This is a genomic window from Streptomyces sp. NPDC007346, from assembly GCF_040703535.1.
Classification (GTDB): Bacteria; Actinomycetota; Actinomycetes; order Streptomycetales; family Streptomycetaceae; genus Streptomyces.
On sequence record NZ_JBEYKR010000106.1, the window covers coordinates 1 to 25,304 of the forward strand.

General features: G+C 71.5%; 23 protein-coding genes. 12 read left to right on the forward strand and 11 right to left on the reverse strand.

The features are described 5' to 3' along the window. Positions 1–97: 97 nt before the first annotated feature. The 4 genes from AB0917_RS24395 to AB0917_RS24410 form a co-directional block, all read right to left on the reverse strand. Positions 98–1,222 (reverse strand): GuaB3 family IMP dehydrogenase-related protein, encoded by a 1,125-nt coding sequence (locus tag AB0917_RS24395; RefSeq protein ID WP_366821773.1) that lies wholly within the window; start codon positions 1,220–1,222, stop codon positions 98–100. Between the two features lie 104 nt (positions 1,223–1,326). Continuing rightward, positions 1,327–2,829: an IMP dehydrogenase gene (gene guaB, locus AB0917_RS24400; protein ID WP_366821774.1), complete on the reverse strand. Its 1,503-nt coding sequence runs from the start codon at positions 2,827–2,829 to the stop codon at positions 1,327–1,329. Positions 2,830–2,957: 128 nt separating this feature from the next. Continuing rightward, complete coding sequence (locus AB0917_RS24405) at positions 2,958–3,533, reverse strand: sigma-70 family RNA polymerase sigma factor (protein WP_161321875.1); 576 nt, start codon at positions 3,531–3,533, stop codon at positions 2,958–2,960. 278 nt (positions 3,534–3,811) lie between these two features. Continuing rightward, the gene (locus tag AB0917_RS24410) at positions 3,812–4,423 is read right to left on the reverse strand and encodes a response regulator transcription factor (protein WP_003948568.1); all 612 of its coding nucleotides are present in this window, start codon (positions 4,421–4,423) and stop codon (positions 3,812–3,814) included. Positions 4,424–4,872: 449 nt separating this feature from the next. Here AB0917_RS24410 and AB0917_RS24415 point away from each other — a divergent pair, with 449 nt between their 5' ends. Next, positions 4,873–5,214 carry a WhiB family transcriptional regulator gene (locus tag AB0917_RS24415; RefSeq protein WP_026238029.1) on the forward strand — a complete coding sequence of 114 codons (342 nt, stop codon included), beginning with the start codon at positions 4,873–4,875 and terminating at the stop codon, positions 5,212–5,214. 79 nt (positions 5,215–5,293) lie between these two features. Here the strand turns inward: AB0917_RS24415 and AB0917_RS24420 are convergent, their stop codons facing one another. Next, the gene (locus tag AB0917_RS24420) at positions 5,294–6,184 is read right to left on the reverse strand and encodes a LysR family transcriptional regulator (RefSeq protein WP_366821775.1); all 891 of its coding nucleotides are present in this window, start codon (positions 6,182–6,184) and stop codon (positions 5,294–5,296) included. 81 nt (positions 6,185–6,265) lie between these two features. Here AB0917_RS24420 and AB0917_RS24425 point away from each other — a divergent pair, with 81 nt between their 5' ends. The 7 genes from AB0917_RS24425 to AB0917_RS24455 all read left to right on the forward strand — a co-directional run bounded on the left by AB0917_RS24425 (position 6,266) and on the right by AB0917_RS24455 (position 13,379). Next, the gene (locus tag AB0917_RS24425; RefSeq protein ID WP_366821776.1) at positions 6,266–6,958 is read left to right on the forward strand and encodes an MOSC domain-containing protein; all 693 of its coding nucleotides are present in this window, start codon (positions 6,266–6,268) and stop codon (positions 6,956–6,958) included. A gap of 10 nt (positions 6,959–6,968) precedes the next feature. Continuing rightward, on the forward strand, positions 6,969–7,742 hold the full coding sequence (locus tag AB0917_RS24430) for an SDR family oxidoreductase (RefSeq protein ID WP_366821777.1): 774 nt from the start codon (positions 6,969–6,971) through the stop codon (positions 7,740–7,742). A gap of 267 nt (positions 7,743–8,009) precedes the next feature. Next, positions 8,010–9,134 carry a substrate-binding domain-containing protein gene (locus tag AB0917_RS24435; protein ID WP_366821779.1) on the forward strand — a complete coding sequence of 375 codons (1,125 nt, stop codon included), beginning with the start codon at positions 8,010–8,012 and terminating at the stop codon, positions 9,132–9,134. A gap of 132 nt (positions 9,135–9,266) precedes the next feature. Then, positions 9,267–10,598, forward strand: a complete 1,332-nt coding sequence (locus AB0917_RS24440; RefSeq protein WP_366821781.1) for a sugar ABC transporter substrate-binding protein — start codon at positions 9,267–9,269, stop codon at positions 10,596–10,598. Further along, complete coding sequence (locus tag AB0917_RS24445) at positions 10,595–11,527, forward strand: sugar ABC transporter permease (RefSeq protein WP_366821783.1); 933 nt, start codon at positions 10,595–10,597, stop codon at positions 11,525–11,527. Before AB0917_RS24440 ends, AB0917_RS24445 begins: the two co-directional genes overlap by 4 nt. Then, on the forward strand, positions 11,524–12,366 hold the full coding sequence (locus tag AB0917_RS24450; protein WP_366821785.1) for a carbohydrate ABC transporter permease: 843 nt from the start codon (positions 11,524–11,526) through the stop codon (positions 12,364–12,366). Before AB0917_RS24445 ends, AB0917_RS24450 begins: the two co-directional genes overlap by 4 nt. After that, positions 12,363–13,379 (forward strand): hydroxyacid dehydrogenase, encoded by a 1,017-nt coding sequence (locus tag AB0917_RS24455; protein WP_366821786.1) that lies wholly within the window; start codon positions 12,363–12,365, stop codon positions 13,377–13,379. The genes AB0917_RS24450 and AB0917_RS24455 overlap by 4 nt, the downstream gene beginning before the upstream one ends. A 75-nt stretch (positions 13,380–13,454) precedes the next feature. Here the strand turns inward: AB0917_RS24455 and AB0917_RS24460 are convergent, their stop codons facing one another. Continuing rightward, entirely contained in the window at positions 13,455–14,612 is a 1,158-nt protein-coding gene (locus AB0917_RS24460) for an acyl-CoA dehydrogenase (RefSeq protein ID WP_366821796.1), read from the reverse strand. Between the two features lie 206 nt (positions 14,613–14,818). Here AB0917_RS24460 and AB0917_RS24465 point away from each other — a divergent pair, with 206 nt between their 5' ends. Then, complete coding sequence (locus AB0917_RS24465) at positions 14,819–16,162, forward strand: UDP-glucose/GDP-mannose dehydrogenase family protein (RefSeq protein WP_366821787.1); 1,344 nt, start codon at positions 14,819–14,821, stop codon at positions 16,160–16,162. 112 nt (positions 16,163–16,274) lie between these two features. Then, positions 16,275–17,468 (forward strand): GDSL-type esterase/lipase family protein, encoded by a 1,194-nt coding sequence (locus AB0917_RS24470; RefSeq protein WP_366821788.1) that lies wholly within the window; start codon positions 16,275–16,277, stop codon positions 17,466–17,468. 42 nt (positions 17,469–17,510) lie between these two features. Here the strand turns inward: AB0917_RS24470 and AB0917_RS24475 are convergent, their stop codons facing one another. From AB0917_RS24475 to AB0917_RS24485, 3 genes are read right to left on the reverse strand one after another with little or no spacing between them, the layout of a single operon-like run. Further along, positions 17,511–18,707, reverse strand: coding sequence for a dipeptidase (locus AB0917_RS24475; protein WP_366821789.1), 1,197 nt, complete (start codon positions 18,705–18,707; stop codon positions 17,511–17,513). Positions 18,708–18,716: 9 nt separating this feature from the next. Beyond that, a complete protein-coding gene (gene purE, locus AB0917_RS24480) occupies positions 18,717–19,259 on the reverse strand; it encodes a 5-(carboxyamino)imidazole ribonucleotide mutase (protein ID WP_366821790.1) in 543 nt (180 codons plus the stop codon). Then, positions 19,256–20,395, reverse strand: a complete 1,140-nt coding sequence (locus AB0917_RS24485) for a 5-(carboxyamino)imidazole ribonucleotide synthase (protein WP_366821791.1) — start codon at positions 20,393–20,395, stop codon at positions 19,256–19,258. The genes purE and AB0917_RS24485 overlap by 4 nt, the downstream gene beginning before the upstream one ends. 162 nt (positions 20,396–20,557) lie before the next feature. On the opposite strand from AB0917_RS24485, the gene AB0917_RS24490 reads away from it, so the two are divergent. Then, positions 20,558–21,076 (forward strand): GtrA family protein, encoded by a 519-nt coding sequence (locus AB0917_RS24490; protein WP_366821792.1) that lies wholly within the window; start codon positions 20,558–20,560, stop codon positions 21,074–21,076. Positions 21,077–21,098: 22 nt separating this feature from the next. On the opposite strand, the gene AB0917_RS24495 is transcribed toward AB0917_RS24490, so the two are convergent. After that, positions 21,099–22,364, reverse strand: a complete 1,266-nt coding sequence (locus AB0917_RS24495) for an ATP-binding protein (protein ID WP_366821793.1) — start codon at positions 22,362–22,364, stop codon at positions 21,099–21,101. Positions 22,365–22,458: 94 nt separating this feature from the next. Next, positions 22,459–23,136, reverse strand: coding sequence for a response regulator transcription factor (locus AB0917_RS24500; protein ID WP_366821794.1), 678 nt, complete (start codon positions 23,134–23,136; stop codon positions 22,459–22,461). Positions 23,137–23,629: 493 nt separating this feature from the next. On the opposite strand from AB0917_RS24500, the gene AB0917_RS24505 reads away from it, so the two are divergent. Beyond that, a complete protein-coding gene (locus tag AB0917_RS24505) occupies positions 23,630–25,114 on the forward strand; it encodes an oligopeptide:H+ symporter (RefSeq protein WP_366821795.1) in 1,485 nt (494 codons plus the stop codon). The last annotated feature ends 190 nt before the right edge of the window (positions 25,115–25,304 follow it).

Genomic DNA, 25,304 nt, shown 5'->3' on the forward strand with positions numbered 1-25,304 from the left:
GCCCCACCGCGGGGGGCCCCCCCCCCCCCCGCCCCCCGGGCGGGGCCCCCCCCCCCCGGGGGGGCCCGGCCCCCTTCCGTGTCCGGGTACGAGCGGGTCAGCGGCGGTGCTGCGAGTCCGCCACCGTCACCTCGACGCGCTGGAACTCCTTCAGGTCGCTGTAGCCGGTGGTGGCCATCGCGCGGCGCAGGGCGCCGAAGATGTTCATCGAGCCGTCCGGGGTGTGCGACGGACCGGTGAGGACCTCCTCGGTCGTCCCGACCGAACCGAGGTCGACCAGCTTGCCGCGCGGCACGTCCTCGTGGACGGCCTCCATGCCCCAGTGGCGGCCGCGGCCCGGCGCGTCCGTCGCGCGGGCCAGCGGGGAGCCCATCATCACGGCGTCCGCACCGCAGGCGATGGCCTTCGGCAGGTCGCCGGACCAGCCGACGCCGCCGTCCGCGATGACGTGCACGTACCGGCCGCCGGACTCGTCCATGTAGTCGCGGCGGGCGCCGGCCACGTCCGCGACGGCGGTGGCCATCGGGACCTGGATGCCGAAGACGTTGCGCGTGGTGTGCGCGGCGCCGCCGCCGAAGCCGACGAGGACACCGGCGGCGCCGGTGCGCATCAGGTGCAGGGCGGCGGTGTACGTGGCGCAGCCGCCGACGATGACCGGGACGTCCAGCTCGTAGATGAACTGCTTCAGGTTGAGCGGCTCGGCCGCGCCCGAGACGTGCTCGGCGGAGACCGTCGTACCGCGGATGACGAAGATGTCCACCCCGGCGTCGACGACGGCCTTGGAGAACTGGGCGGTGCGCTGCGGGGAGAGCGCGGCGGCGGTGACGACACCGGAGTCGCGCACCTCCTTGAGGCGCTGCCCGATCAGCTCCTCCTGGATGGGGGCGGCGTAGATCTCCTGGAGCCGACGGGTCGCGGAGTCGACCGGCATCTCGGCGATCTCGTCCAGCAGCGGCTGCGGGTCGGCGTGCCGGGTCCAGAGCCCTTCCAGGTTGAGGACGCCCAGGCCGCCCAGCTCACCGATGCGGATGGCGTGCTGCGGGGAGACCACGGAGTCCATGGGAGCGGCCAGGAACGGCAGCTCGAAGCGGTAGGCGTCGATCTGCCAGGCGATCGAGACCTCCTTCGGGTCCCGGGTGCGACGGCTCGGTACGACAGCGATGTCGTCGAATGCGTAAGCCCGGCGGCCGCGCTTGCCGCGCCCGATCTCGATCTCAGTCACGATGTGTGGCCTTTCCCTCTACGTCTGCGCTGACCAGTATCCCCGACACGTGGCGAAGGGACGGTACCGGGAACTCCGGTCCGTCCCTCACACGCCGTGGCGCGTTACTTCCTGCTGTAGTTCGGCGCTTCGACCGTCATCTGGATGTCGTGCGGGTGGCTCTCCTTGAGGCCCGCCGAGGTGATCCGCACGAAGCGGCCCTTGCTCTCCATCTGGTCGACGGACGCGGCGCCGACGTAGCCCATGGTCTGGCGCAGGCCGCCGACGAGCTGGTGGAGGACGTTGGCCAGCGGGCCGCGGTAGGGCACCTGGCCCTCGATGCCCTCGGGAACGAGCTTGTCGTCCGAGGAGACCTCGGCCTGGAAGTAGCGGTCCTTGGAGTAGGACCGGCCCTGGCCACGGGACTGCATGGCGCCCAGCGAGCCCATGCCCCGGTACGACTTGAACTGCTTGCCGTTGATGAACATCAGCTCGCCCGGGGACTCCTCGCAGCCGGCGAGGAGGCTGCCCAGCATCACGCTGTCCGCGCCCGCGGCGAGCGCCTTGCCGATGTCGCCGCTGTACTGCAGGCCGCCGTCGCCGATGACCGGCACGCCCGCGGCGCGCGCGGCGAGCGCGGCCTCGTAGATCGCGGTGACCTGCGGGACGCCGATGCCGGCGACCACGCGGGTGGTACAGATCGAGCCGGGACCGACGCCGACCTTCACACCGTCGACACCGGCGTCGATCAGCGCCTGGGCGCCGTCGCGGGTGGCGACGTTGCCGCCGATCACGTCTATGGCGACGCTCGACTTGATCTTCGCCATCCAGTCGAGGGCGTTGCTGTTGTGCCCGTGCGAGGTGTCGACGATCAGGAAGTCGACCCCGGCGGCGGCGAGCGCCTGGGCGCGGTCCAGCGCCTCGGGGCTGGCGCCGACGGCCGCGCCGACCAGCAGACGGCCCTCGGCGTCCTTGGCGGCGTTCGGGTACTGCTCGGCCTTCTTGAAGTCCTTGACCGTGATGAGGCCCTTGAGGATGCCCGCGTCGTCGACCAGCGGCAGCTTCTCGATCTTGTGGCGGCGCAGCAGCTCCATGGCCTCCACGCCGGAGATCCCGACCTTGCCGGTGACGAGCGGCATCGGCGTCATGACCTCGCGCACCTGGCGCGAGCGGTCCGACTCGAAGGCCATGTCGCGGTTGGTCACGATGCCGAGGAGCTTGCCCGCCGGGTCGGTGACCGGCACGCCGCTGATGCGGAACTTCGCGCAGAGCGCGTCCGCCTCGCCGAGCGTGGCGTCGGGGTGCACGGTGATCGGGTCGGTGACCATCCCGGACTCGGACCGCTTGACCAGGTCGACCTGGTTGACCTGGTCCTCGATCGAGAGGTTGCGGTGCAGCACGCCGACGCCCCCCTGACGGGCCATGGCGATGGCCATCCGGGACTCGGTCACCTTGTCCATGGCCGCCGACAGCAGGGGGATGTTCACCCGCACGTTGCGCGAGATGAGGGACGAGGTGTCGACCACGTTGGGCAGGACCTCGGACGCGCCCGGCAGCAGCAGCACGTCGTCGTATGTCAGCCCGAGCGTTGCGAACTTCTCAGGCACTCCGTCGACGTTTGCAGTCATGACACCTTCCCCAAATGGTCTTGATCGGTGCGGATGTCCATGCTAACGGGCTCCACGGGTGTCTCATTCCACGACCAAGATCACGGAAGCGTTCCGTAGCTTCCTACGGGGAGCCTCCGCGGTGCGCCCTACTGCTCGGCCAGCGCCCGCAGCCTGCTGAGCGCGCGGTGCTGGGCGACCCGGACCGCGCCCGGGGACATCCCGAGCATCCGCCCGGTCTCCTCGGCGGTCAGCCCGACCGCGACCCGCAGGACCAGCAGCTCGCGCTGGCTCTCCGGGAGGTTGGCGAGGAGCTTCTTCGCCCAGGCCGCATCGCTGCTGAGCAGGGCGCGCTCCTCCGGGCCGAGGGAGTCGTCGGGCCGCTCCGGCATCTCGTCGGAGGGGACGGCGGTCGAGCCCGGGTGACGCATGGCGGCGCGCTGGAGGTCGGCGACCTTGTGGCCGGCGATGGCGAAGACGAAGGCCTCGAAGGGCCTGCCCGTGTCCTTGTAGCGCGGCAGCGCCATGAGCACGGCGACGCAGACCTCCTGCGCGAGGTCCTCCACGAAGTGGCGAGCATCACCGGGCAGGCGGCTGAGCCGGGAGCGGCAGTAGCGCAGGGCGAGGGGGTGGACGTGAGCCAGCAGATCGTGAGTGGCCTGCGCGTCGCCGTCGACGGCCCGGTGCACGAGGGCACCGATCACCGTGGTTTCGTCGTCACGCATCGGACCATGGTGCCCTGATGCCGGACGGTCCGCTCCATCGCGTCCCGAGTTGTGCACCGAAGCGTTATGAGCGGGTGCGCCGGATGTCATGTCCTGCGCCCTCCCCTTCCGCTCGACCGAATCGTTCCTGAGGAACTCCACGACTCAAGGATGCGTCATCGGCCGGGAAGCGTCACATGGCGCCGTCGGCGGGCGCCCGGATCCGGGGGTGTGCCACCGGTGACCCGTCCCGTCACCCCGTCCGCCGGTCTGCGGACGGGGGCGGTCCGGGCCGGGCGTCAGCGGACCAGCCCCCAGCGGAATCCCAGGGCCACCGCATGGGCGCGGTCCGAGGCCCCGAGCTTCTTGAACAGCCGCCTGGCGTGGGTCTTGACCGTGTCCTCGGAGAGGAACAGCTCACGGCCGATCTCCGCGTTGGAGCGGCCGTGGCTCATGCCTTCGAGCACCTGGATCTCCCGCGCGGTGAGCGTGGGGGCCGCCCCCATCTCGGCGGACCGCAGCCGGCGCGGGGCGAGCCGCCACGTCGGGTCGGCCAGCGCCTGCGTGACGGTGGCCCGCAGCTCGGCGCGCGAGGCGTCCTTGTGCAGATAGCCGCGGGCACCGGCGGCGACCGCGAGAGCGACCCCGTCCAGGTCCTCGGCGACGGTCAGCATGATGATCCGGGCCCCGGGATCCGCGGAAAGCAGCCGCCGGACTGTCTCCACCCCCCCGAGTCCGGGCATGCGTACGTCCATGAGAATCAGATCCGAACGATCGGCCCCCCAGCGGCGGAGGACCTCCTCGCCGTTGGCCGCCGTGGTCACGCGCTCGACACCGGGCACGGTGGCCACCGCGCGACGGAGCGCTTCTCGGGCAAGCGGGGAGTCGTCGCAGACGAGCACGGATGTCATGACCGTCCTCCGCAGCTGATGCGCGTCACCTTGAGCCTCCAGGCTGATACAAGTCGTCACCTGTGCGGTTGACCCCTTCGGACATGTGCCCGAGCTCGTTCTCCGTCAACCGCATCCACCCTCTTAACGACGGTCACTCGAAAGAGTTACGGGTCGGACCTTCGGGTTCGGCACTCTACGTGAGGGCTCGCACACGGAGGAGAACGACGCGGGTGATTCACCCGTCAACCGAATCTTCACTCCCCGACGTGCCCTATTGGGCGAGATTTCTTCCCTTTTAAGGGTGTCTATGGCTAGATTCGCAAACAGTCATATTTACATCTACTAGCACCGCAGATGTACGGTCGAGAGTCAGGTCACCGAAGAGACGATCACCGAATACGGATCGCCGGTTCACCGGCGGTCGAGGATGCCGCTTCCGACGCAGCACGGCTTCGAGGGGACAAGCAATGGCAGATTTCTCCCGCCTTCCCGGACCCAACGCAGACCTGTGGGACTGGCAGCTGCTCGCCGCCTGCCGAGGCGTCGACAGCTCCCTGTTCTTCCACCCCGAAGGCGAGCGCGGCGCCGCCCGCAGCGCTCGTGAGACCTCCGCCAAGGAGGTGTGCATGCGGTGTCCCGTACGCGCCGAATGCGCGGCCCACGCCCTGGCCGTACGGGAGCCCTATGGGGTGTGGGGCGGCCTGACCGAGGACGAGCGCGAAGAGCTCATGGGCCGGGCCAGGACCCGGCTGATCACCGCGGCCCCCTCAGGTGCCACCACCGCCACCACCGGCTCCCGTCCGACCTGACACCCGTTCGGCCCCCACCAACGCAGAAACGTTTCCCCAGCACCGCCCGCCACCCCCTCCGACCGCCGCGCGGGTGTCCTCAGCGGGCCGCCGCCCGGGACAGCTGGTCCAGGGTGGCCGCCACGGCCGGGACCCGGGCCAGGTCCGGCAGGGTGAGCGCCACGATCTCCCGCTCGATCGCGGGCTCCACCGGGACGGTCCTCGCCCCCTTGGGCCGCACCGACTCGACGGCCAGCTCCGGCAGGACCGCCACACCGAGCCCCGCCCCCACCAGGCCCATCACCGCCGGGTAGTCGTCGGTGGCGAAGTCGATCCGGGGGGTGAAGCCGGACTCCTCGCAGACCTCCACCAGCTGACGGCGGCAGCGCGGGCACCCCGCGATCCACGACTCGTCCGCCAGCTCACCGACGGACACGCTCGACGCGTCCGCCAGCCGGTGCCCGTCCGGCACCAGGCCGATCAGCCGGTCGGTGAGGAGCGGCCGGACCACCAGGTCGTCCCATTCGCCGCCGGAGGTTCCGTACCGGAAGGCCAGCGCGATGTCGCAGTCGCCGTCGCGCAGCAGGTCCACCGAGCGCGGCGGCTCGGCCTCGACCAGCGAGACCCGCGTCCCGGGGTGCTCGGCGCGCAGGGCCGCCAGAGCGCCGGGGACCAGGGTGGAGCTGCCGCTGGGGAAGGAGACGAGCCGGACCCGCCCGGCCCGCAGCCCGGCGATGGCGGCGACCTCCTCCTCGGCCGCCGTCAGCCCCGCGAGGATGCCGGAGGCGTGCCGCACCAGCGCCTCGCCCGCCTGGGTGAGACGCATCTCGCGCCCGGTGCGGATCAGCAGGGGGGTGCCGGCGGAGGACTCCAGGGCCTTCATCTGCTGGCTCACCGCGGGCTGGGTGCAGCCGAGTTCGCGGGCGGCGGCGGAGAACGAACCGGTGGCGGAGACGGCGCGCAGGACGCGGAGGTGGCGGGCTTCGATCACCTCTCCACCATAAGAGACGCTTGGGTGAGAGGCGAATTAATGATGTGCCCCTTTGAGTGCTGAGCCATTAGCGTGACCCGCATGGAATTGCTGAGCGTGAATGTCGGCCGCCCCACCCCTCTGCCGTCCGCCGGTGGTCCCGGCGGTCTGACCGGGATCGACAAGCGGCCGTTCGAGGGGCCCGTGCGGGTCAGTGACCCCGGTGCCAAGGGGACCGGCGGCAGCGGGCTCGCCGGGGACGCGGTCTGCGACCTGCGCCACCACGGCGGCAGCGACCAGGCCGTGTACGCCTTCGCCCGGGAGGAGCTGGACGCCTGGGAGCGGGAGCTGGACGGCCGGAAGCTGGCGAACGGGGCGTTCGGCGAGAACCTGACCACCCTCGGGGTCGACGTGAGCGGCGCGCTGATCGGTGAGCGCTGGCGGGTGGGGGCCGGACTGCTGCTGGAGGTGACCTCCGGGCGCATCCCGTGCCAGACGTTCGCCGACCACATCGGGGAGGAGAGGTGGGTCCGGCGCTTCACCCGGGAGGCGGCCACCGGTGCCTATCTGCGGGTGATCGAGCCGGGCACGATCCGGGCCGGGGACCCCGTCGCGATCGTGCACCGGCCGGACCACGAGGTCACCGCGGCCCTGCAGTTCCGGGCCGTCACCACCGAACGCACCCTGCTGCCGTCCCTGCTGGCCGCCGCGTCGGCCCTGCACCCCGAGGCGCTGCGCAGGGCGCGGGAGTACGTGGCGGCGGGCGGTGACCGCGCCCCGCGCACGGGGCACTAACGTGCCGCGTATGACGACTGCACTGATCACGGGCGCGACGGCGGGTATCGGGGCGGCCTTCGCGCGACGGCTCGCGAGCCAGGGGCACAACCTGGTGCTGGTGGCCCGGGACACCGCCCGGCTGCGCGACCAGGCCACCGAACTGCACGACCGGCACGGCATCGAGGCCGAGGTGCTGAGCGCCGACCTGTCCACGGACGCCGGGATCGAGGCCGTCGAGAAGCGGCTCGCGGACCGCACGCACCCGGTCGATCTGCTGGTCAACAACGCCGGGTTCGGCAACAAGGGGCGCTACCTGGAAGTGTCCATGGCCGATGAGCTGACGATGCTGAAGGTGCACTGCGAGGCGGTGCTCCGGCTGACCTCGGCCGCCGCCGCGAGCATGAAGGAGCGCGGCCGGGGCGGGGTGATCAACGTGGCGTCCGTCGCGGCGTTCGTGCCGCGCGGTACGTACGGGGCGTCCAAGGCGTGGGTCGTGCAGTTCACCCAGGGAGCGGCGAAGGACCTGGCCGGATCGGGGGTGCGGCTGATGGCGCTGTGCCCCGGCTTCGTCCGTACGGAGTTCCACGAGCGGGCCGGGATGGGCACCGGCAACATCCCGGGGTGGATGTGGCTGGACGCGGACAAGCTGGTGGCCTCGGCGCTGACGGATCTGGCACGGGGCAAGCCTGTGTCGATCCCGGACCCGCGCTACAAGGCGCTGATGGGGCTGGTGAAGGTGACGCCGCGCGGCCTGCTGGGCGGGGTCACCTCGCGTACGGGACGTAAGTACGGTCCGCAGTAGCCGCGTTGCGGCCCGTGGGCGCGTTACGGCCCGTGGGGGCGTCGCGGCCCATGGGGGCGTTGCGGCCCGTCAGTACGTTACGGCCCGTGGGCGCGTCGGCCGCGATGCGCGGTCGGGGTCCGTCGGTCCGCGGGGGCTCTGCTCATCGGCCCGCACGAGGCTCCCTCCATCGGCCCGCGCAAGGCCCTCCCCTGTTCGGCGCCCCTGTGATCGAATGATCGGCCATCACCCATGGTTCGATCATTCTGCTCAAGGGGGGCTGTCACCGTGCGCGAAGGCGGAGCCGAACGACATGACCGGCTGCTGAACCTGGTCCGCGAGCGCGGCACCGTACGGGTGTCGGAGCTGGCCGGACGCCTCGGCGTCTCCGTGGTCACCGCCCGGCGCGATGTGGAGGCGCTGGCCTCCAGGGGGCTGCTGGTGCGGACGCACGGTGCGGTGTCCTGGCCGGCCGACCGGGGCCCGGCCGGTACGCCGGTGGGCGGCGGGCCGGTGATCGGGATGCTCGCCCCGGCGGCCGCGTACTACTTCGCCGAGGTCATCCGGGGCGCCCACGAGGCGGCCGCCCGGCTCGGCGCCCGGCTGATCCTGCGCGTCACCGACTACCGCCCCGAGGACGACGCCGCGCACGTCGCCGGGCTGCTGGCGGCCGGGGCGCAGGGGCTGCTGCTGGCGCCGAGCTGGACGGAGCCGGAGCACGCGGGGCGCTACAGCGACTGGATCACCCGGCTGCCGGTCGAGAAGGTGCTGGTGGAGCGCGAAGGGGAGCTTGGCGGTCCGCTGGAGGGGCTGGACCGGGTCGGCTCCGACCACGCGCACGGGGTGCTCCTCGCCGTACGGCATCTGGTGCGCCTGGGGCACGGGACGCCGATGCTGGTCGCGCGGACGGACAGCCCGACCGCGCGGGCGGTGCGCGCCGGTTACGGGCGGGCGCTGGAGGCCCTGGGGCTCGCGGGCACCGAGCCGCTGGTCGCCGCCGTCTCCGCCGACCGCGACCCGGCCCTCTTCGAGCGCTCGGCGCTGGCCGTGCGGGACGCGGTGCGCGAGGGGCGGGCGAGCTCGGTGCTGATGCACAACGACGAGGACGCCATCCGCATGGTGCGCCGCCTGGCCGAGCTGGGGGTGCGGGTCCCCGGCGACCTGGCGCTGATCACGTACGACGACGAGGTCGCCGCGCTCGCCGACACTCCGCTCAGCGCGGTGGCCCCGCCCAAGCGGGAGGTCGGGCGGTGCGCGGCGGAGCTGCTGGTGGAGCGGTTGTCCGGGCACCGGTACCCGGGGGGCGAGGAGGCCCGGCCCCGGCGCCGGGTGGCGCTGCTGCCGGCGCTGCGGGTGCGGGGGTCGTGCGGGCGGCCGGGGGTGGAGGAGGCCGACCGCCTCGCGGCGGTCTGACCGCGTTCCCTCCCTTTTCGCCCCTCCCCCATTCGATCATTATTCGCTCATTCAATCTTTCGCTCTTGACTTCGCTCAGGAGGGGTCGAAACATCGCGGCTACCGCCCGTACCGTCGTACAGGAGCCACACCGTGAGCCGCAGTTGGTCCCGTTCCGTCCATGCGCTGGTCGGCGCCGCCACCGCCCTCGCCGTCGTCACGGCGTGCGGCGGCGCCGACGACGACTCCCGCGCCCGGGGTACCGCCGACTCCCCGGTGACCGTGTCCTTCTGGGCCTGGACCAAGGGGTCGCAGGAGGTCGTGGAAGCGTTCAACGCGACCCACGACACGATCAAGGTGGAGTTCGAGGAGATACCGTCCGGCGGTCTCGGCGGCTACCCGAAGATCGCCAACGCGGTGAAGGCGGGCATCGCCCCCGACCTGCTCTCCATCGAGTATCCGCAGCTGTCCGCCTTCGTCAGCCAGGGCTCGCTCCAGGACATCAGCGGCTATCTGACCGAGGACATCAAGAGGAAGTTCCTGCCGCAGACCATCGAGATGACCACGCTCGGCGGCAGGAACTGGGCGATCCCCTTCGACGCGGCACCCCAGGTCTTCTACTACCGCAAGGACTTCTTCACCGAGCACGGCATCACCCCGCCCACCACCTGGGACGGCTTCCGGGAGGCGGCCGAGCAGGTGAGGAAGGCCCGGCCGAAGACCAGGATCGCCACCTTCTTCCCCGACGACCCGACGTTCTTCCAGGCCATGGCGTGGCAGGCGGGCGCGCAGTGGTTCCGGGCCGACACCGACGCCTGGCGCGTCCACACCACCGACCCCGCCTCCTCCCGCACCGCCGCGTACTGGCAGGGCCTGATCGACGACGGGCTCGTCTCCACCGCCTCCTCGTTCAGCCCCGAGTGGACCGGCTCCCTCAAGCAGGGCACCACCGTCGGCTATCTCGGGGCCTCCTGGGGCGCGGGCGTGCTGGCGGGCATCGTGCCCGAGCAGAAGGGCCGGTGGGCGGCGGTGCGGCTGCCGGGCTGGGAGGCGGACCGGCCGGCCAGCGGGATGATCGGCGGCTCGACGTTCGCCGTCAGCAAGGGGAGCCCCAGGACCGCGGCCGCCGTCGAGTTCGCCCTGTGGATGTCGACGCACGAGGACGCGATCAACGCCCGGATCGGGGCGAGCACATCGAGCGCCCTGCCCGCCTCCCCCGCCATGGTGCCGATCGCCAGGAAGGCCTTCGACACGAGCTTCTACGGGGGCCAGGACCTGTACGGGCTCTTCGAGGAGGCGGGCGCGTCCATCGGGCCGGACTGGGTGTGGGGCCCGAGCCCCGGCGCCACCAACTCCGCGCTGGGCGACGCGCTGGGCGAGGTGGTCGGCGGCTCCTCGACGCTGCCGGAGGCGATCAGGCGGGCCCATGACGCCACGGTCGCCGACCTGCGCAAGCGCGGCCTGAAGGTGGAGGACCCCTCATGAGCGGCGACGGCAGGGGGCGCCCCTCGAAGGAGCTCGGCTCACGCGCCCGCACCCGGCTGGCGGCGGGCACCCTCCTCGCCCCCTTCTTCGCCCTGTTCACCGTGGCGATGATCGTCCCGGTCGGCTACGCGCTCTGGCTGAGCCTCTTCACCGAGAAGCACTCCGGCCTCGGCTTCGACGGTCCGCGTACCGTCTTCGACGGGCTCGGCAACTACGCGGCCGCCCTGGGCGACCAGGCGTTCCGCGAGGGCTTCTGGGTGCTGCTCGGCTACTGCGCCCTCTACATCCCGCTGATGGGCGGCGGCGCGATCGTCCTGGCCCTGCTGCTGGACACCGCGCTGGCCCGCGCCCGCCGCTTCTTCCAGCTGGCGCTGTTCCTGCCGCACGCCATCCCCGGTCTGATCGCCGCACTGATCTGGATCTACCTCTACACCCCTCAGCTCTCCCCGGTGGTCGCCGCGATGGAGGCGGGCGGGATCGGCTTCGACTTCTTCTCCTCCCGGGGCACGCTCCCCTCCGTCGTGAACATCGCCCTGTGGGAGTGGCTCGGCTACAACGTGGTGATCTTCTACGCCGCGTTGCAGGCCGTGGACCGCTCGCTGCTGGAGGCCGCGACCGTGGACGGCGCGGGCCAGTGGCGGATCGCGTTCTCCATCAAGCTCCCCCTGATCCGCTCCTCGCTGGTGATGGTCCTGCTCTTCACGATCATCGGCTCGCTCCAGCTGTTCACCGAGCCCCTGATCCTCAGCCGCGGCTCGGGCTCCGCGGTGACGAGCACCTGGACCCCGAACATGTACGCCTACAGCGCCGCGTTCGAGCGCAACGACTACGGACTGGCGGCCGCCGCCTCCGTCCTCATCGCCCTGGTCGCCGCCGTGCTCTCCTTCGCCGTCACCCGCTTCACCCACCGGAAGGAGGCACGGTCATGACCGGCAACCGGTGGCTGTCGAAGACCGCGGTCAACGGCGTGCTCCTGATCGCCGCCCTCTACACGCTCTTCCCGCTGGTCTGGCTGCTCACGGCGGCCACCAAGGACGCCGGGAACCTGCTGGGCGGGGACGTCCTCTCCTTCGAGGGGTTCGACCTCGCGCACAACCTGTCGGAGCTGACGGCCTACCAGGGCGGCATCTACTTCCGCTGGTACGGCAACTCGCTGCTGTACGCGGGCATCGGGGCGCTGGGCTGCTCGCTGATCAGCGTCGCCGCCGGGTACGCCTTCGACAAGTACCGCTTCCGGGGCAAGGAGAAGCTGTTCGCCCTGGTGCTGCTGGGGGTGCTGCTGCCCTCCACGGCCCTGGCCCTGCCGCTGTACCTGCTGGCCGTGGAGACCGGCACCGTCAACACCTACTGGGCGGTGCTGATCCCGGCGCTGGTCAACCCGTTCGGCGTGTACCTCTCGCGGGTCTTCAGCGCGGGCTACATCCCCGACGAGGTCCTGGAGGCCGCCCGGATCGACGGGGCCGGTGAGCTGCGGACCTTCTGGTCGGTCGGTCTGCGCATGGTCATGCCCGGCTTCGTGACGGTCTTCCTCTTCCAGTTCACCGCGGTCTGGAACAACTTCTTCCTCCCGCTGGTGATGCTCTCGGACAAGGACCTCTACCCGCTGAGCCTGGGCCTCTACAACTGGCACAGCAACGCCAACGCCGACCCGTCGTTCTACCCGATGGTCGTCACCGGCTCGCTCCTGGCCGTCACCCCACTGATCATCGCCTTCGTCGTGCTCCAACGGCACTGGAAGGCCGGACTGACCGCAGGGAGCCTCAAATGACCACCACCCCCGCCGCCCTCCTCGCCATGGGTCCGGGCACCGCGGAGCGGCTGTTCACCGCCGGGCAGCGGGCGCGGCTCACCGCGCTCGTGGACACCGACCCGGCGCTGGTCGCGCACCGGCTGACCGATCCGGCGCCCCGGGTCGCGGCCGCGCTCGCCGGGGCGGAGCTGCTCATCACCTGCTGGGGGGCGCCCCCGCTCACCCCGGACGTGCTGGCCGCCGCGCCCCGGCTGCGCGCCGTCGTGCACGCGGCCGGAAGCGTCAAGCACCACATCACCCCGGCCTGCTGGGAGCGGGGCATCCAGGTGACCTCGGCGGCCGGGGCCAACGCGCTGCCGGTCGCCGAGTACACGCTGGCCGCGATCCTGTTCGCCGGCAAGAACGTGCTGCCCGCCGCCCACCGCTACCGGCGGCTGCGCGCCCCGCACGACTGGCGCGCGGAGCTGGACGGGCACGGCAACTACCGGCACCGTGTGGGGATCGTGGGCGCCTCACGGATCGGCCGCCGGGTGATCGAGCTGCTGCGCCCGTTCGACCTGGACGTCCTGCTCTTCGACCCGTACGTGGACGCGGGGGCGGCGGCCCTGCTCGGCGCGGAGAAGGTGGGTCTGGACGAGCTGTGCGCGCGCAGCCGGATCGTCTCGGTGCACGCGCCGGAGCTGCCCGCGACCCGGCACCTGATCGGGGCCGCGCAGCTGGCGGCGATGGCGGACGGCGCCACCCTGATCAACACCTCGCGCGGTTCGCTGGTCGACGGGGAGGCGCTGCTGCCCGAGCTGGTGTCGGGGCGGCTGAACGCGGTGCTGGACGTGACGGAGCCGGAGGTTCCACCGGCCGGGTCCCCGCTGTACGACCTGGAGAACGTCCTGCTGACCCCGCATGTGGCGGGGTCGCTCGGCGACGAGATCCACCGGATGGGTCAGTTCGCGCTGGAGGAGGTGGCGCGGTACGTGCGGGGGCTGCCGTTCGCGGAGCCGGTCACTCCGGACGACCTGGCCCGCACGGCGTAGGGCCGGGGGCACCTGCCGGAGACATGCGTACGGCCCCCGGCGTGGTGCCGGGGGCCGCGGTGACGGCGGGAGCCGTTACGGCAGGTTGCGGGCCATGACGATGCGCTGGACCTGGTTCGTGCCCTCGTAGATCTGCGTGATCTTGGCGTCGCGCATCATGCGCTCCACCGGGTAGTCCCGCGTGTAGCCGTAGCCGCCCAGCAGCTGGACCGCGTCCGTGGTGACCTCCATGGCCACGTCGGAGGCGAAGCACTTGGCCGCGGCGCCGAAGAAGGTGAGGTCGCCGTCGACGCGCTCGGACTTGGCGGCGGCCGAGTAGGTGAGCTGGCGGGCCGCCTCCAGCTTCATCGCCATGTCGGCGAGCATGAACTGGACGCCCTGGAAGTCGGCGATCGGCTTGCCGAACTGCTTGCGCTCCTGGACGTACCCCTTGGCGTAGTCCAGCGCGCCCTGGGCGATGCCGAGGGCCTGGGCCGCGATGGTGATGCGGGTGTGGTCCAGGGTCTTCATCGCGGTGGCGAAGCCCGTACCCTCCTCGCCGATCATCCGGTCCGCGGGGATGCGGACGTTGTCGAGGTAGACCTCGCGGGTCGGGGAGCCCTTGATGCCGAGCTTCTTCTCCGGGGCGCCGAAGGAGACACCCTCGTCGGACTTCTCGACGACGAAGGCCGAGATGCCCTTGGAGCGCTTGGTCGGGTCGGTGACCGCCATGACCGTGTAGAACTCGGAGACGCCCGCGTTGGTGATCCAGCGCTTCACGCCGTCCAGGACCCAGAAGTCGCCGTCGCGCACGGCCTTGGTCTTCATGCCCGCCGCGTCCGAACCGGCGTCCGGCTCGGAGAGCGCGTACGAGAACATCGCGTCGCCCTTGGCGAGTGGGCGCAGGTACTTGCGCTTCAGCTCCTCGGAGCCGGAGAGGATCACCGGGAGCGAGCCGAGCTTGTTGACGGCCGGGATCAGGGAGGAGGAGGCGCAGGCGCGGGCCACCTCCTCGATCACGATGACCGTGGCGAGCGCGTCGGCGCCGGCGCCGCCGTACTCCTCCGGGACGTGGACGGCGTGCAGGTCCGAGGCGACCAGGGCGTCCAGCGCCTCCTGCGGGAAGCGGCTCTCCTCGTCGACCGCGGCGGCGAAGGGGGCGATCTTCGACTCGGCCAGCGAACGGATGGCCTCCCGGAGCATGTCGTGCTCCTCGGCCGGACGGTACAGGTCGAAATCGGTCGAACCCGCCAAGACGCTCACTCCCCAGATGCTAACTACCGTTAAGTAACCCAATTTTAGTGCGGAAGCCGGCCGAGGGCATACGAGAGCGGCACGTGAGCTTGGTGACAGGGGTCGGGCAGAACCGGAGGAAAGCGGCAGATCGGGCGGCGGATCCGGGGTTCCTCTCCGCGACTATGCTCGGTCCGCACGTCCGTCCGTACCTCCCAGGAGCACCCATGGCCCTCAGGATCACTGTGATCGGCACCGGCTATCTCGGCGCCACCCATGCGGCGGCCATGGCCGAGCTGGGGTTCGAGGTCCTCGGGCTCGACGTCGTACCGGAGAAGATCGAGCTGCTCTCCACCGGGCGCGTGCCGATGTACGAGCCGGGTCTCGAGGAGATGCTGCGCAAGCATGTCGACGGCATCGAGGGCTCCACCGGGCGGCTGCGCTTCACCACCTCCTGGGAGGAGGTCGGCGCCTTCGGTGACGTCCACTTCGTCTGTGTGAACACTCCGCAGAAGCACGGCGAGTACGCCTGCGACATGAGCTACGTCGACAGCGCCTTCGATTCGCTCGCCCCGCACCTCACCCGCCCCGCCCTGGTCGTCGGCAAGTCGACCGTCCCCGTCGGCTCCGCCGCCCGCCTCGCCGCCCGCCTCGCGGAGCTGGCCCCGGCGGGCGCCGAGGCCGAGCTGGCGTGGAACCCGGAGTTCCTGCGCGAGGGCTTCGCCGTCGACGACACCCTGCACCCCGACCGGATCGTCGTCGGCGTCGGGAGCGAGCGGGCCGAGAAGCTGCTGCGCGAGGTGTACGCCGGACCGGTCGGGGAGGGATCGCCCTTCGTCGTGACGGACTTCCCGACCGCCGAGCTGGTGAAGACCTCCGCCAACTCCTTCCTCGCCACCAAGATCTCCTTCATCAACGCCATGGCCGAGGTCTGCGAGGCCGCCGACGGGGACGTCGTGAAGCTCGCCGAGGCCATCGGGTACGACGACCGCATCGGGAAGAAGTTCCTGCGGGCCGGGATCGGCTTCGGCGGCGGCTGCCTGCCCAAGGACATCCGGGCCTTCATGGCGCGCGCCGGCGAGCTGGGCGCGGACCAGGCCCTCACCTTCCTCCGCGAGGTCGACTCCATCAACATGCGCCGCCGCGGCCACATGGTCGAGCTGGCCCGGGAGGCCGTGGGCGGCGGCTCGTTCCTCGGCACCCGGGTGGGTGTCCTGGGCGCCGCGTTCAAGCCGGACTCCGACGACGTACGCGACTCCCCCGCGCTCAACGTCGCCGGGCAGATCCACCTCCAGGGCGGCCAGGTGACCGTCTTCGACCCGAAGGGGATGGCCAACGCCCGGCAGCTGTTCCCGACGCTCGGTTACGCCGACTCCGCGCTGGAGGCCGTGCGCGGCGCGGATGTGGTGCTGCACCTGACGGAGTGGCGCGAGTTCCGCGAGCTGGACCCGGCGGAGCTGGGTGAGGCGGTGTCCCGCCGGATCATCCTGGACGGGCGCAACGCCCTGGACAGTGCGGTGTGGCGCGAGGCCGGGTGGACGTACCGGGCGATGGGGCGCCCCAGGGCCTGAGCGTCCGCCGCCCGGCGGGGCGGGGTGGCCGTCGTCCGGCGGGGCGGGGTGGCCGTCGTCCGTTTCGCCGTGGGCAGGCTGGGACCGGACCGTTCGCGGGCAGGCTCAGACCATGACCGACTCGTACGGCTGGATCACCACCCCCCTCACCGACGACCTCCTGCGCGGCGCGCTCGACCTGGAACGCACCGCGCGCGGCGGCCTCCTCCCCCACCGCCTGCCCGCCCGCGCACGGGCCCAGTTCGGCGGCGACGAACAGGGTGCCCAGGCGGAGTCGCAGCCCTCCGGCGTACGGCTGGTGTTCCGCACCCGGGCCACCGCCGTCGAGCTGGACGTCCTGCGCACGGTCCTGGGCTACCGGGGCTTCCCGCCCCGCCCGGACGGCGCCTACGACCTGCACGTCGACGGGGAGCCGGCCGGCCGGGCCACCGCGGGCGGGGGTGACCTGCTGCTGGTGGACCTGGACGACGGCTCCCGGGAGAGGGTCCCCGGGCCGGTCGGCACCGTCCGGTTCGACGGGCTGCCCGGACGGGAGAAGGTCGTCGAGATCTGGCTGCCGTACACCGAGACCACCGAGCTGACCGGCCTGCGCACCGACGCCCCCGTCACCGCCGTGGAGCCGGGCGGGCGGCGGGTGTGGCTGCACCACGGCAGTTCGATCAGCCAGGGGTCCGCCGCGGACAGCTCCGCCACCGTCTGGCCGGCCCTCGCCGCCGCCGCGGGGGGCGTGGAGCTGGTCAACCTCGGGCTCGGCGGCAGCGCCCTGCTCGATCCGTTCACCGCGCGCGCCCTGCGGGACACCCCGGCCGACCTGATCAGCGTCAAGATCGGCATCAATCTCGTCAACCTGGACCTGATGCGGCTGCGCGCCTTCGGCCCGGCCGTGCACGGGTTCCTCGACACCGTGCGGGAGGGGCACCCCACGACGCCCCTGCTGGTCGTCTCGCCCGTCCTGTGCCCCGCGCACGAGGACACCCCCGGCCCGGCCGCCCCGGAGCTGAGCGACGGGAAGGTGCGGTTCACGGCGCTGGGGGACCCCTCGGAGGCGGCCCTCGGGAAGCTGACCCTGCGGGTCGTACGGGAGGAGCTCGCCCGGATCGTGGCGCTGCGCGCGGCCGACGACCCGGGGCTGCACCACCTGGACGGGCGCGAACTGTACGGCGAGGCCGACGCCGCCGAGCTGCCGCTGCCCGACCGGCTCCACCCGGACGCCGCCGCCCACCGCCGCATGGGCGAGCGCTTCGGGGCGCTCGCCTTCGGACCGGGGGGACCGTTCGCGGCGCCCGGCCCCTCAGCGGGTGTCTGACGATGCGGCGCGGGCGGGCGACGCCGAACGGTCAGCCACCTCCTAGCGGATTCCCCGCCCGTCCAGCTCCGTGATGGTCGCGTGGGACGGGCCGCGCGTGCTCTGCTCGGCGCGGGCGACGGCTTCCGCGTCGCGCAGCACCCGTACGGCGTTGCGCCAGGTCAGCTTGGCGAGGTCGCCCTCGGACCAGCGGCGGCGCAGCAGCTCGGCGATCAGGTTCGGGTAGCCGGAGACGTCCTCCAGGCCGCTCGGGGTGAACGCCGTGCCGTCGTAGTCGCCGCCGATGCCGATGTGGTCGACGCCCGCGACCTCGCGCATGTGGTCGAGGTGGTCCGCGATGGTCGCCACCGTGGCCTGGGGGCGGGGGTGGGCCGCCTCGAAGTCCTCGTGGATGCGCATCGCCTGCGGGGTGGTGTCCAGGTGGTGCAGGCCGTGCTCGCGCATGTTGCGGTCGGCGGCGAGCGTCCACTCGACGGCGGCGGGCAGCACGAACTTCGGGACGAAGGTCGCCATCGCGACGCCGCCGTTGGCCGGGAGCGCGGCCAGCACGTCGTCGGGGATGTTGCGCGGGTGGTCGCAGACGGCACGGGCCGAGGAGTGCGAGAAGATCACCGGCGCGGTGCTGGTGGCGAGCGCGTCGCGCATGACGCCGTCCGAGACGTGCGAGAGGTCGACCAGCATGCCGATGCGGTTCATCTCGCGGACGACCTCGTGGCCGAAGGCGGAGAGGCCGCCGAGGCGGCGCAGGTCGGTGGCGCTGTCGGCCCAGTCGATGTTGTCGTTGTGGGTGAGCGTCATGTAGCGGACGCCCAGGGTGTGCAGGGCTCGCAGGGTGCCCAGCGAGTTGTTGATGGAGTGGCCGCCCTCGGCGCCCATCAGGGAGGCGATGCGCCCCTCGGCGCGGGCCTTCTCCAGGTCGTCGGCGGTGAACGCGCGCCGCAGGTGGGTGGGGTAGCGGGCGATCAGCTCGGCGACGATGTCGATCTGTTCGAGCGTGGCGCTGACCGCCGCGTCGCCGGTCAGGTCGGTGCGCACGTACACCGACCAGAACTGGCCGCCGACCCCGCCGGCCCGCAGCCGGTTCAGGTCGGTGTGGAGCAGGCCGCGCTGGTCGGCGGCGATGTCCCGGGCGTCCAGGTCGTAGCCGACCTGCTCGCGCAGGGCCCAGGGGAGGTCGTTGTGGCCGTCGACGACGGGGTGGACGGCGAGGAGTTCGTGCGCGCGGGCGAGGTGGTCCACGGCGGGCCCCTACTTTCCGAAGCCGAAGGAGTCGGAGCCCTGGACCTTGGCCCGCAGCCGCTTGCCCTTCTCGGTGGCCTGGGCGTTCAGCTCCTGGAGGAACTCGCCCATCCGCTCGTGGAGGACGGGGTCGTGCGCGGCCAGGATGCGGGCGGCCAGCAGGCCCGCGTTGCGCGCGCCGCCGACCGAGACCGTGGCGACGGGGACCCCGGCGGGCATCTGGACGATGGAGAGCAGGCTGTCCATCCCGTCCAGGTACTTCAGCGGCACCGGCACGCCGATGACCGGCAGCGGGGTGACGGAGGCCAGCATCCCGGGCAGGTGGGCCGCGCCGCCCGCGCCCGCGATGATCGCCTTCAGACCGCGTCCCGCCGCGTCCTCGCCGTACGCGATCATCTCGCGCGGCATGCGGTGGGCGGAGACGACGTCGACCTCGTACGGGATCTCGAACTCGTCGAGCGCCTTGGCCGCGGCCTCCATGACGGGCCAGTCGGAGTCCGAGCCCATGACGATGCCGATCACGGGGGCGGCCGGTGCGGAGGGGGAAGTCATTCGGTGATCGTTCCTCGCAGGTAGTCGGCCGCGTGCCGGGCGCGCTCCCGCACGTCCGCCAGGTCGTCGCCGTAGGTGTTGACGTGGCCGACCTTGCGGCCGGGCTTCACGTCCTTGCCGTACATGTGGATCTTGAGCTGCGGGTCGCGGGCCATGCAGTGCAGGTACGCCTGGTACATGTCCGGGTAGTCGCCGCCCAGGACGTTGCACATGACCGTCCAGGGGGCGCGCGGGCGCGGGTCGCCGAGGGGGAGGTCGAGGACCGCCCGTACGTGGTTGGCGAACTGGGAGGTGATCGCGCCGTCCTGGGTCCAGTGGCCCGAGTTGTGGGGGCGCATGGCCAGCTCGTTGACGAGGATGCGGCCGTCGCGGGTCTCGAACAGCTCGACCGCCAGGTGGCCGACGACGTCCAGCTCGGCGGCGATGCGGAGCGCGAGCTGCTGGGCCTCGCCCGCCAGCTCCTCGGCCAGATCGGGGGCCGGGGCGATCACCGTGTCGCAGACGCCGTCGACCTGGACGGACTCCACCACCGGGTAGGCGACGGCCTGTCCGTGCGGCGAGCGGACGATGTTGGCCGCCAGCTCCCGTACGAAGTCGACCTTCTCCTCCGCGAGGACCGGGACCCCGGCGCGGAACGGCTCGGCCGCGTCCGCCTCGGAGCGGACCACCCACACGCCCTTGCCGTCGTACCCGCCGCGCACGGTCTTGAGGATGACCGGGAAGCCCCCGACCTCCTCGGCGAACGCGGCGGCGTCGGCCGGGTCGCCCACGATGCGGTTACGGGGGCAGGGCGCGCCGATCTCCGCGAGCCTGGCCCGCATCACCCCCTTGTCCTGCGCGTGCACGAGGGCGTCGGGGCCGGGGCGCACGGGGATGCCGTCCGCCTCCAGGGCCCGCAGGTGCTCGGTCGGCACGTGCTCGTGGTCGAAGGTGATCACGTCGCAGCCGCGCGCGAAGGCGCGCAGCGTCTCCAGGTCGCGATAGTCGCCGATGACGACCTCGCCTACCACCTGGGCCGCCGAGTCCTGGGGCGTGTCACTGAGGAGCTTGAATTTCAGGCCGAGGGGGATACCCGCCTCGTGGGTCATACGGGCGAGCTGACCGCCGCCGACCATGCCGACTACCGGGAACGTCACGTCTCCAGGGTATCGGGCGCGCCGGGGCCGCCGGGACGCCGTCCGGGTGCCGCCCCCGGCGGCCTCCCGGGCTTCAGCGGAGCATCACCCTGGAGGGCTGGATAGCATGGCGAGGTTGACGGAACCGTCGACGCCATCGAACGGACGGACTGAGCGATCACCATGAGCGAACGGGGCGCACTGCGGACCCGGCTTGATCTGCTGGCCCGGGAGGTCGCCAAGTTCGGCGCGGTCGGTGCGATGGGCCTGCTGGTCAACATCGCCGCCTTCAACCTGATCCGGCACACCACGGATCTTCCGGTGGTCCGGGCGAGCCTCCTGGCGACCTTCGTCGCGATCCTCTTCAACTACGTGGGCTTCCGCTACTGGACCTACCGGGACCGCGACAAGACCGGCCGCACCCGTGAGCTGACCCTCTTCCTGCTGTTCAGCGCGGCGGGCGCGGTGATCGAGAACGGGGTGCTGTACCTGGCGACGTACGGCTTCGGCTGGAACACCCCGGTCCAGAGCAACGTCTTCAAGATCGTCGGCATCGGGATCGCGACCCTGTTCCGTTTCTGGTCCTACCGGACCTGGGTCTTCAAGACCCTTCCCGCCAAGGAGGCCGTCCTCGATGCGGAACGGTTTCTGGAGCAGAGGCAGCCGGCGGAGGCGGTAGAGCCCGGCCCCGTACGGAACTGACGCCTTTCGGCCCTTTCCGTGCTCAGCGCACCGGGCGCTGCGGGTCCTTGCGGTCCAGCGGGATGCGGCTGAGGAAGAGCGCGAAGACCGCCGGGTGCTGCTGGAGCAGTTCCAGCCGGCCGCCGTCCGCCTCCGCGAGGTCCCGGGCGACGGCCAGGCCGATCCCGGTGGAGTTGCGGCCGCTGATCGTCCGCTCGAAGATCCGCGCCCCCAGCTCGGCCGGGACGCCGGGGCCCTCGTCGGTGACCTCGATGACCACCTGGTTGCCGGTGACGCGGGTGCGCAGGGCGACGGTGCCGCCGCCGTGCATGAGGGAGTTCTCGATCAGCGCCGCCAGGACCTGGGCGACCGCGCCCGGGGTGCCGACCGCCCGCAGTCCGTGCTTGCCCGAGCGGACCAGCGCGCGGCCGGTGGAGCGGTAGGCGGGGCGCCACTCCTCGATCTGCTGCTTGATGACCTCGTCCAGGTCGAAGACGACGGCGGAGCCGGTGCTCGGGTCCCGGGAGTTGGTCAGCAGCCGCTCGACGACGTCGGTGAGGCGCTCGACCTGGGTGAGGGCGATGTTCGCCTCCTCCTTCACCGTCTGCGGGTCGTCGGTCACCGAGATCTCCTCGATCCGCATGGAGAGCGCGGTGAGCGGCGTACGCAGCTGGTGCGAGGCGTCCGCCGCCAGCCGCCGTTCGGCGGTGAGCATCCGGGCGATCCGCTCGGCGGAGGCGTCCAGGACATCGGCGACCCGGTCCAGCTCGGGCACCCCGTACCGCTTGTGGCGCGGACGGGGGTCGCCGGAGCCGAGGCGTTCGGCGGTCTCGGCGAGGTCGGTGAGCGGGGAGGCGAGCCGGTTGGCCTGGCGTACGGCGAGGAGCACGGCCGAGATGATCGCGAGCAGCGCCACCGCGCCGATGATCAGGAGGGTTCGCCCCACCTCGCGGGTGACGGCCGAGCGGGACTCCTCGATGGTGACCTTCTCGCCCTGCTCACCGGTCTCGGTGGCGCGCAGGACGCTGCCGGTGGGGCGTTCACCGACGGTGATGGGTGCCCGGCCGGGGATCTCGATCAGCGCGAACCGGGAGCGGTCGATCTGCTCGGAGAGCACGCCGGAGTTGATCACTTCGTCGCCCAGCAGGCGGCTGTCGACCACGCTGATCAGCCGCAGCGCCTCGGATTCGACGCTCTCCTGGGCGCTGGCGCTGATGGTGCGCGTCTCCACGATGACCAGGGAGACGCCGAAGACGGAGATGACCACGAGCACCACGGCGAGCGTGGAGTTGATCAGCCGGCGGCGCACGGCAGCCGGTTCGGTCGTGGTGCGTCGTCACCGGCGGGGGGCTGTCCGCCGCCGATGGGCTGTGCGTCGTCAAGGGGCATAGGGGCTTCGTACGTCAGCTCTTCTCGAACCGGAAGCCGACGCCCCGGACGGTGGCGATGTAGCGCGGGTTGGCCGCGTCGTCGCCGAGCTTCTTGCGGAGCCAGGAGATGTGCATGTCGAGCGTCTTGGTGGAGGACCACCAGGTGGTGTCCCAGACCTCGCGCATCAGCTGGTCGCGGGTGACGACCCGGCCGGCGTCCCGCACCAGAACCCGCAGCAGGTCGAACTCCTTGGCGGTGAGCTGGAGTTCGTCCTCGCCCATCCAGGCCCGGTGCGACTCGACGTCGATCCGGACGCCGTGGGTGGCGGGCTGCGCGACGGGCTCGGTGGCGCCGCGGCGGAGCAGGGCGCGGACCCGGGCGAGCAGCTCGGCGAGGCGGAAGGGCTTGGTGACGTAGTCGTCGGCGCCGGCGTCCAGGCCGACCACCGTGTCGACCTCGTCGGCGCGGGCCGTCAGCACCAGGATCGGCACGGTGTGGCCGTCGGCGCGCAGGCGGCGGGCGACTTCGAGGCCGTCCATCCCGGGCAGCCCCAGGTCGAGGACCACGAGGTCGATACCGCCCTGGAGTCCGGCGTCCAGCGCCGTCGGGCCGTCCTGGCGGACCTCGACCTCGTAACCCTCCCGACGCAGTGCGCGGGCCAGCGGCTCCGAGATGGATGCGTCGTCCTCGGCGAGCAGTACACGGGTCATGGACTGATGGTAGTCCGGCCGGGGCGTCCACAGTGAGGTCCGCGTCGCCACCTGCGGGTCAGCGCCATAATCAGGACACGGACCTTTGAATATGGGAGCCTGGTTCCATTACCACCTGTGATCCATGTCTCAAGTCCTTCCATATGCCACTGTGTCGTGTCGTATGGTGTCCCGGCGCCTGTTGCACTACTCAAGGACCTTTGGGCCGCCATGAGCGCCAGAGGTAGCTTCTGTGGGTCGGGCCGGTTCACGCCGGCCCGTTTTTGAGTGAATGACCTGTGAGCCGGGCCCGGAGCGTCAAGGATGCGCGACGGGCGTGGATCCCGACGTGGTACCTCCCCGCCCCGCCGCCGAACGCTCCGACCGGAGCCCGGCCCCGGGGCGAGTCCCCCTCAGGCGTGGGGATGGGGTGCGGCCGCGCCGGTGCCGGCTGCCCCCCACCGGGCGCGCACCGCTCACGAGGCGAGCGCGTCCCGACCAGCAAGGATCGACCATGGCGTCCAGCCTGACGAAGGACTCGTCCAGTTCCGGCGAGAAGACCTTCTTCGGCCACCCCCGCGGCCTGGCCACACTCTTCATGACGGAGATGTGGGAGCGCTTCAGCTACTACGGCATGAGGGCACTGCTCCCGCTCTACCTGATCGCGCCCGGCGGGCTCGACATGAAACCCGCCACGGCGACCGCGATCTACTCGGTCTACCTGTCGCTGGTGTACCTGCTCGCCATGCCCGGCGGCTGGTTCGGCGACCGGGTCTGGGGCCCGCGCAAGACCGTCGCCATCGCCGGCGGGGTCATCATGCTCGGCCACCTGACCCTGGCCCTGCCCTCCGAGGGCACGTTCTTCGCCGGTCTGGGCCTCGTGGCCATCGGATCGGGCCTGCTGAAGTCCAACATCTCGACGATGGTGGGCCACCTCTACGACGGCCCGGACGACCCGCGCCGCGACGGTGGCTTCACGATCTTCTACATGGGCATCAACATGGGTGCCTTCGCGGCGCCCCTGGTGATCGGCACCATCGGTGAGAACGTCAACTGGCACCTCGGCTTCGCCCTCGCGGCGGTCGGTATGGGCCTGGGTGTGCTCCAGTTCCTCATCGGCACCCGCCACCTGAACGAGCGCAGCCTGATCGTCCCGAAGCCGCTCTCCAAGGACGAGCGCGCCTCGACCCTGCGCAAGTCGATGATCTGGCTCGGTGTCGCGGCCGTCTTCTACATCGGCACGGTCGTCACCGGCGTCTACACGCTGAACTGGCTGCTGGTCCCGATCACCATCGCCGGTCTCGTCATCCCGGTGATGGTCCTGGTCCGCATCAAGCGGGACAAGGAGCTCAGCGAGACCGAGCAGTCGAAGATGTCCGGCTACATCTGGTTCTTCGTGGCCGCCGCCATCTTCTGGATGATCTACGACCAGGGCGGTTCGACGCTGGCGATCTTCGCCGAGTCCTCGGCCGACAACAGCGTCTTCGGCTGGGACTTCCCGGTCTCCTGGTACCAGTCGGTCAACCCGGTCCTGATCATGGCGCTCGCCCCGGTCTTCGCCACCTTCTGGCTGGCGCTGAACCGGCGCGGCAAGGAACCGAGCACGATCGTGAAGTTCAGCTCCGGCCTCGTCCTGGTCGGTGCCTCGTTCTTCGTCTTCCTGATGCCGCTGACCATCGCGGGTGACGGCCACAAGGCCGCCGCGATGTGGCTGGTCGCGATCTACTTCATCCAGACCGTCGCCGAGCTGACGCTCTCGCCGGTCGGCCTGTCGGTCACGACGAAGATGGCTCCGGCGAAGTACGCGAGCCAGATGATGGGTGTCTGGTTCCTCGCCGTCACCGCGGGCGACTGCACCACGGGGCTGCTCTCACTGGCCGGTGTGGAGCTCAACGGCACCGGGGTGGTGGCCCTGGAGGCGACGCTCGCGGTGGCTGCCGGTGTCGCGATCTTCATGTACCGCGGCAAGGTCAAGCAGCTCATGGGCAACGTCCGCTGACGTCCTGCCTCCTCCTGATGTCCCCTGCCTCGTCCTGATGTCCTGACGGCCTGACGTCCCTCCGCGGGGCCTCAGGGGTCGCAGGACCGCAGGACCTGATGTCCAACCGCACCGCCGACGAGATCCGCACCGGCCGGGTCATGTCGACGCAGTGCATGTTCCACACCGCGCTCCAGCACGAGCGGGACTA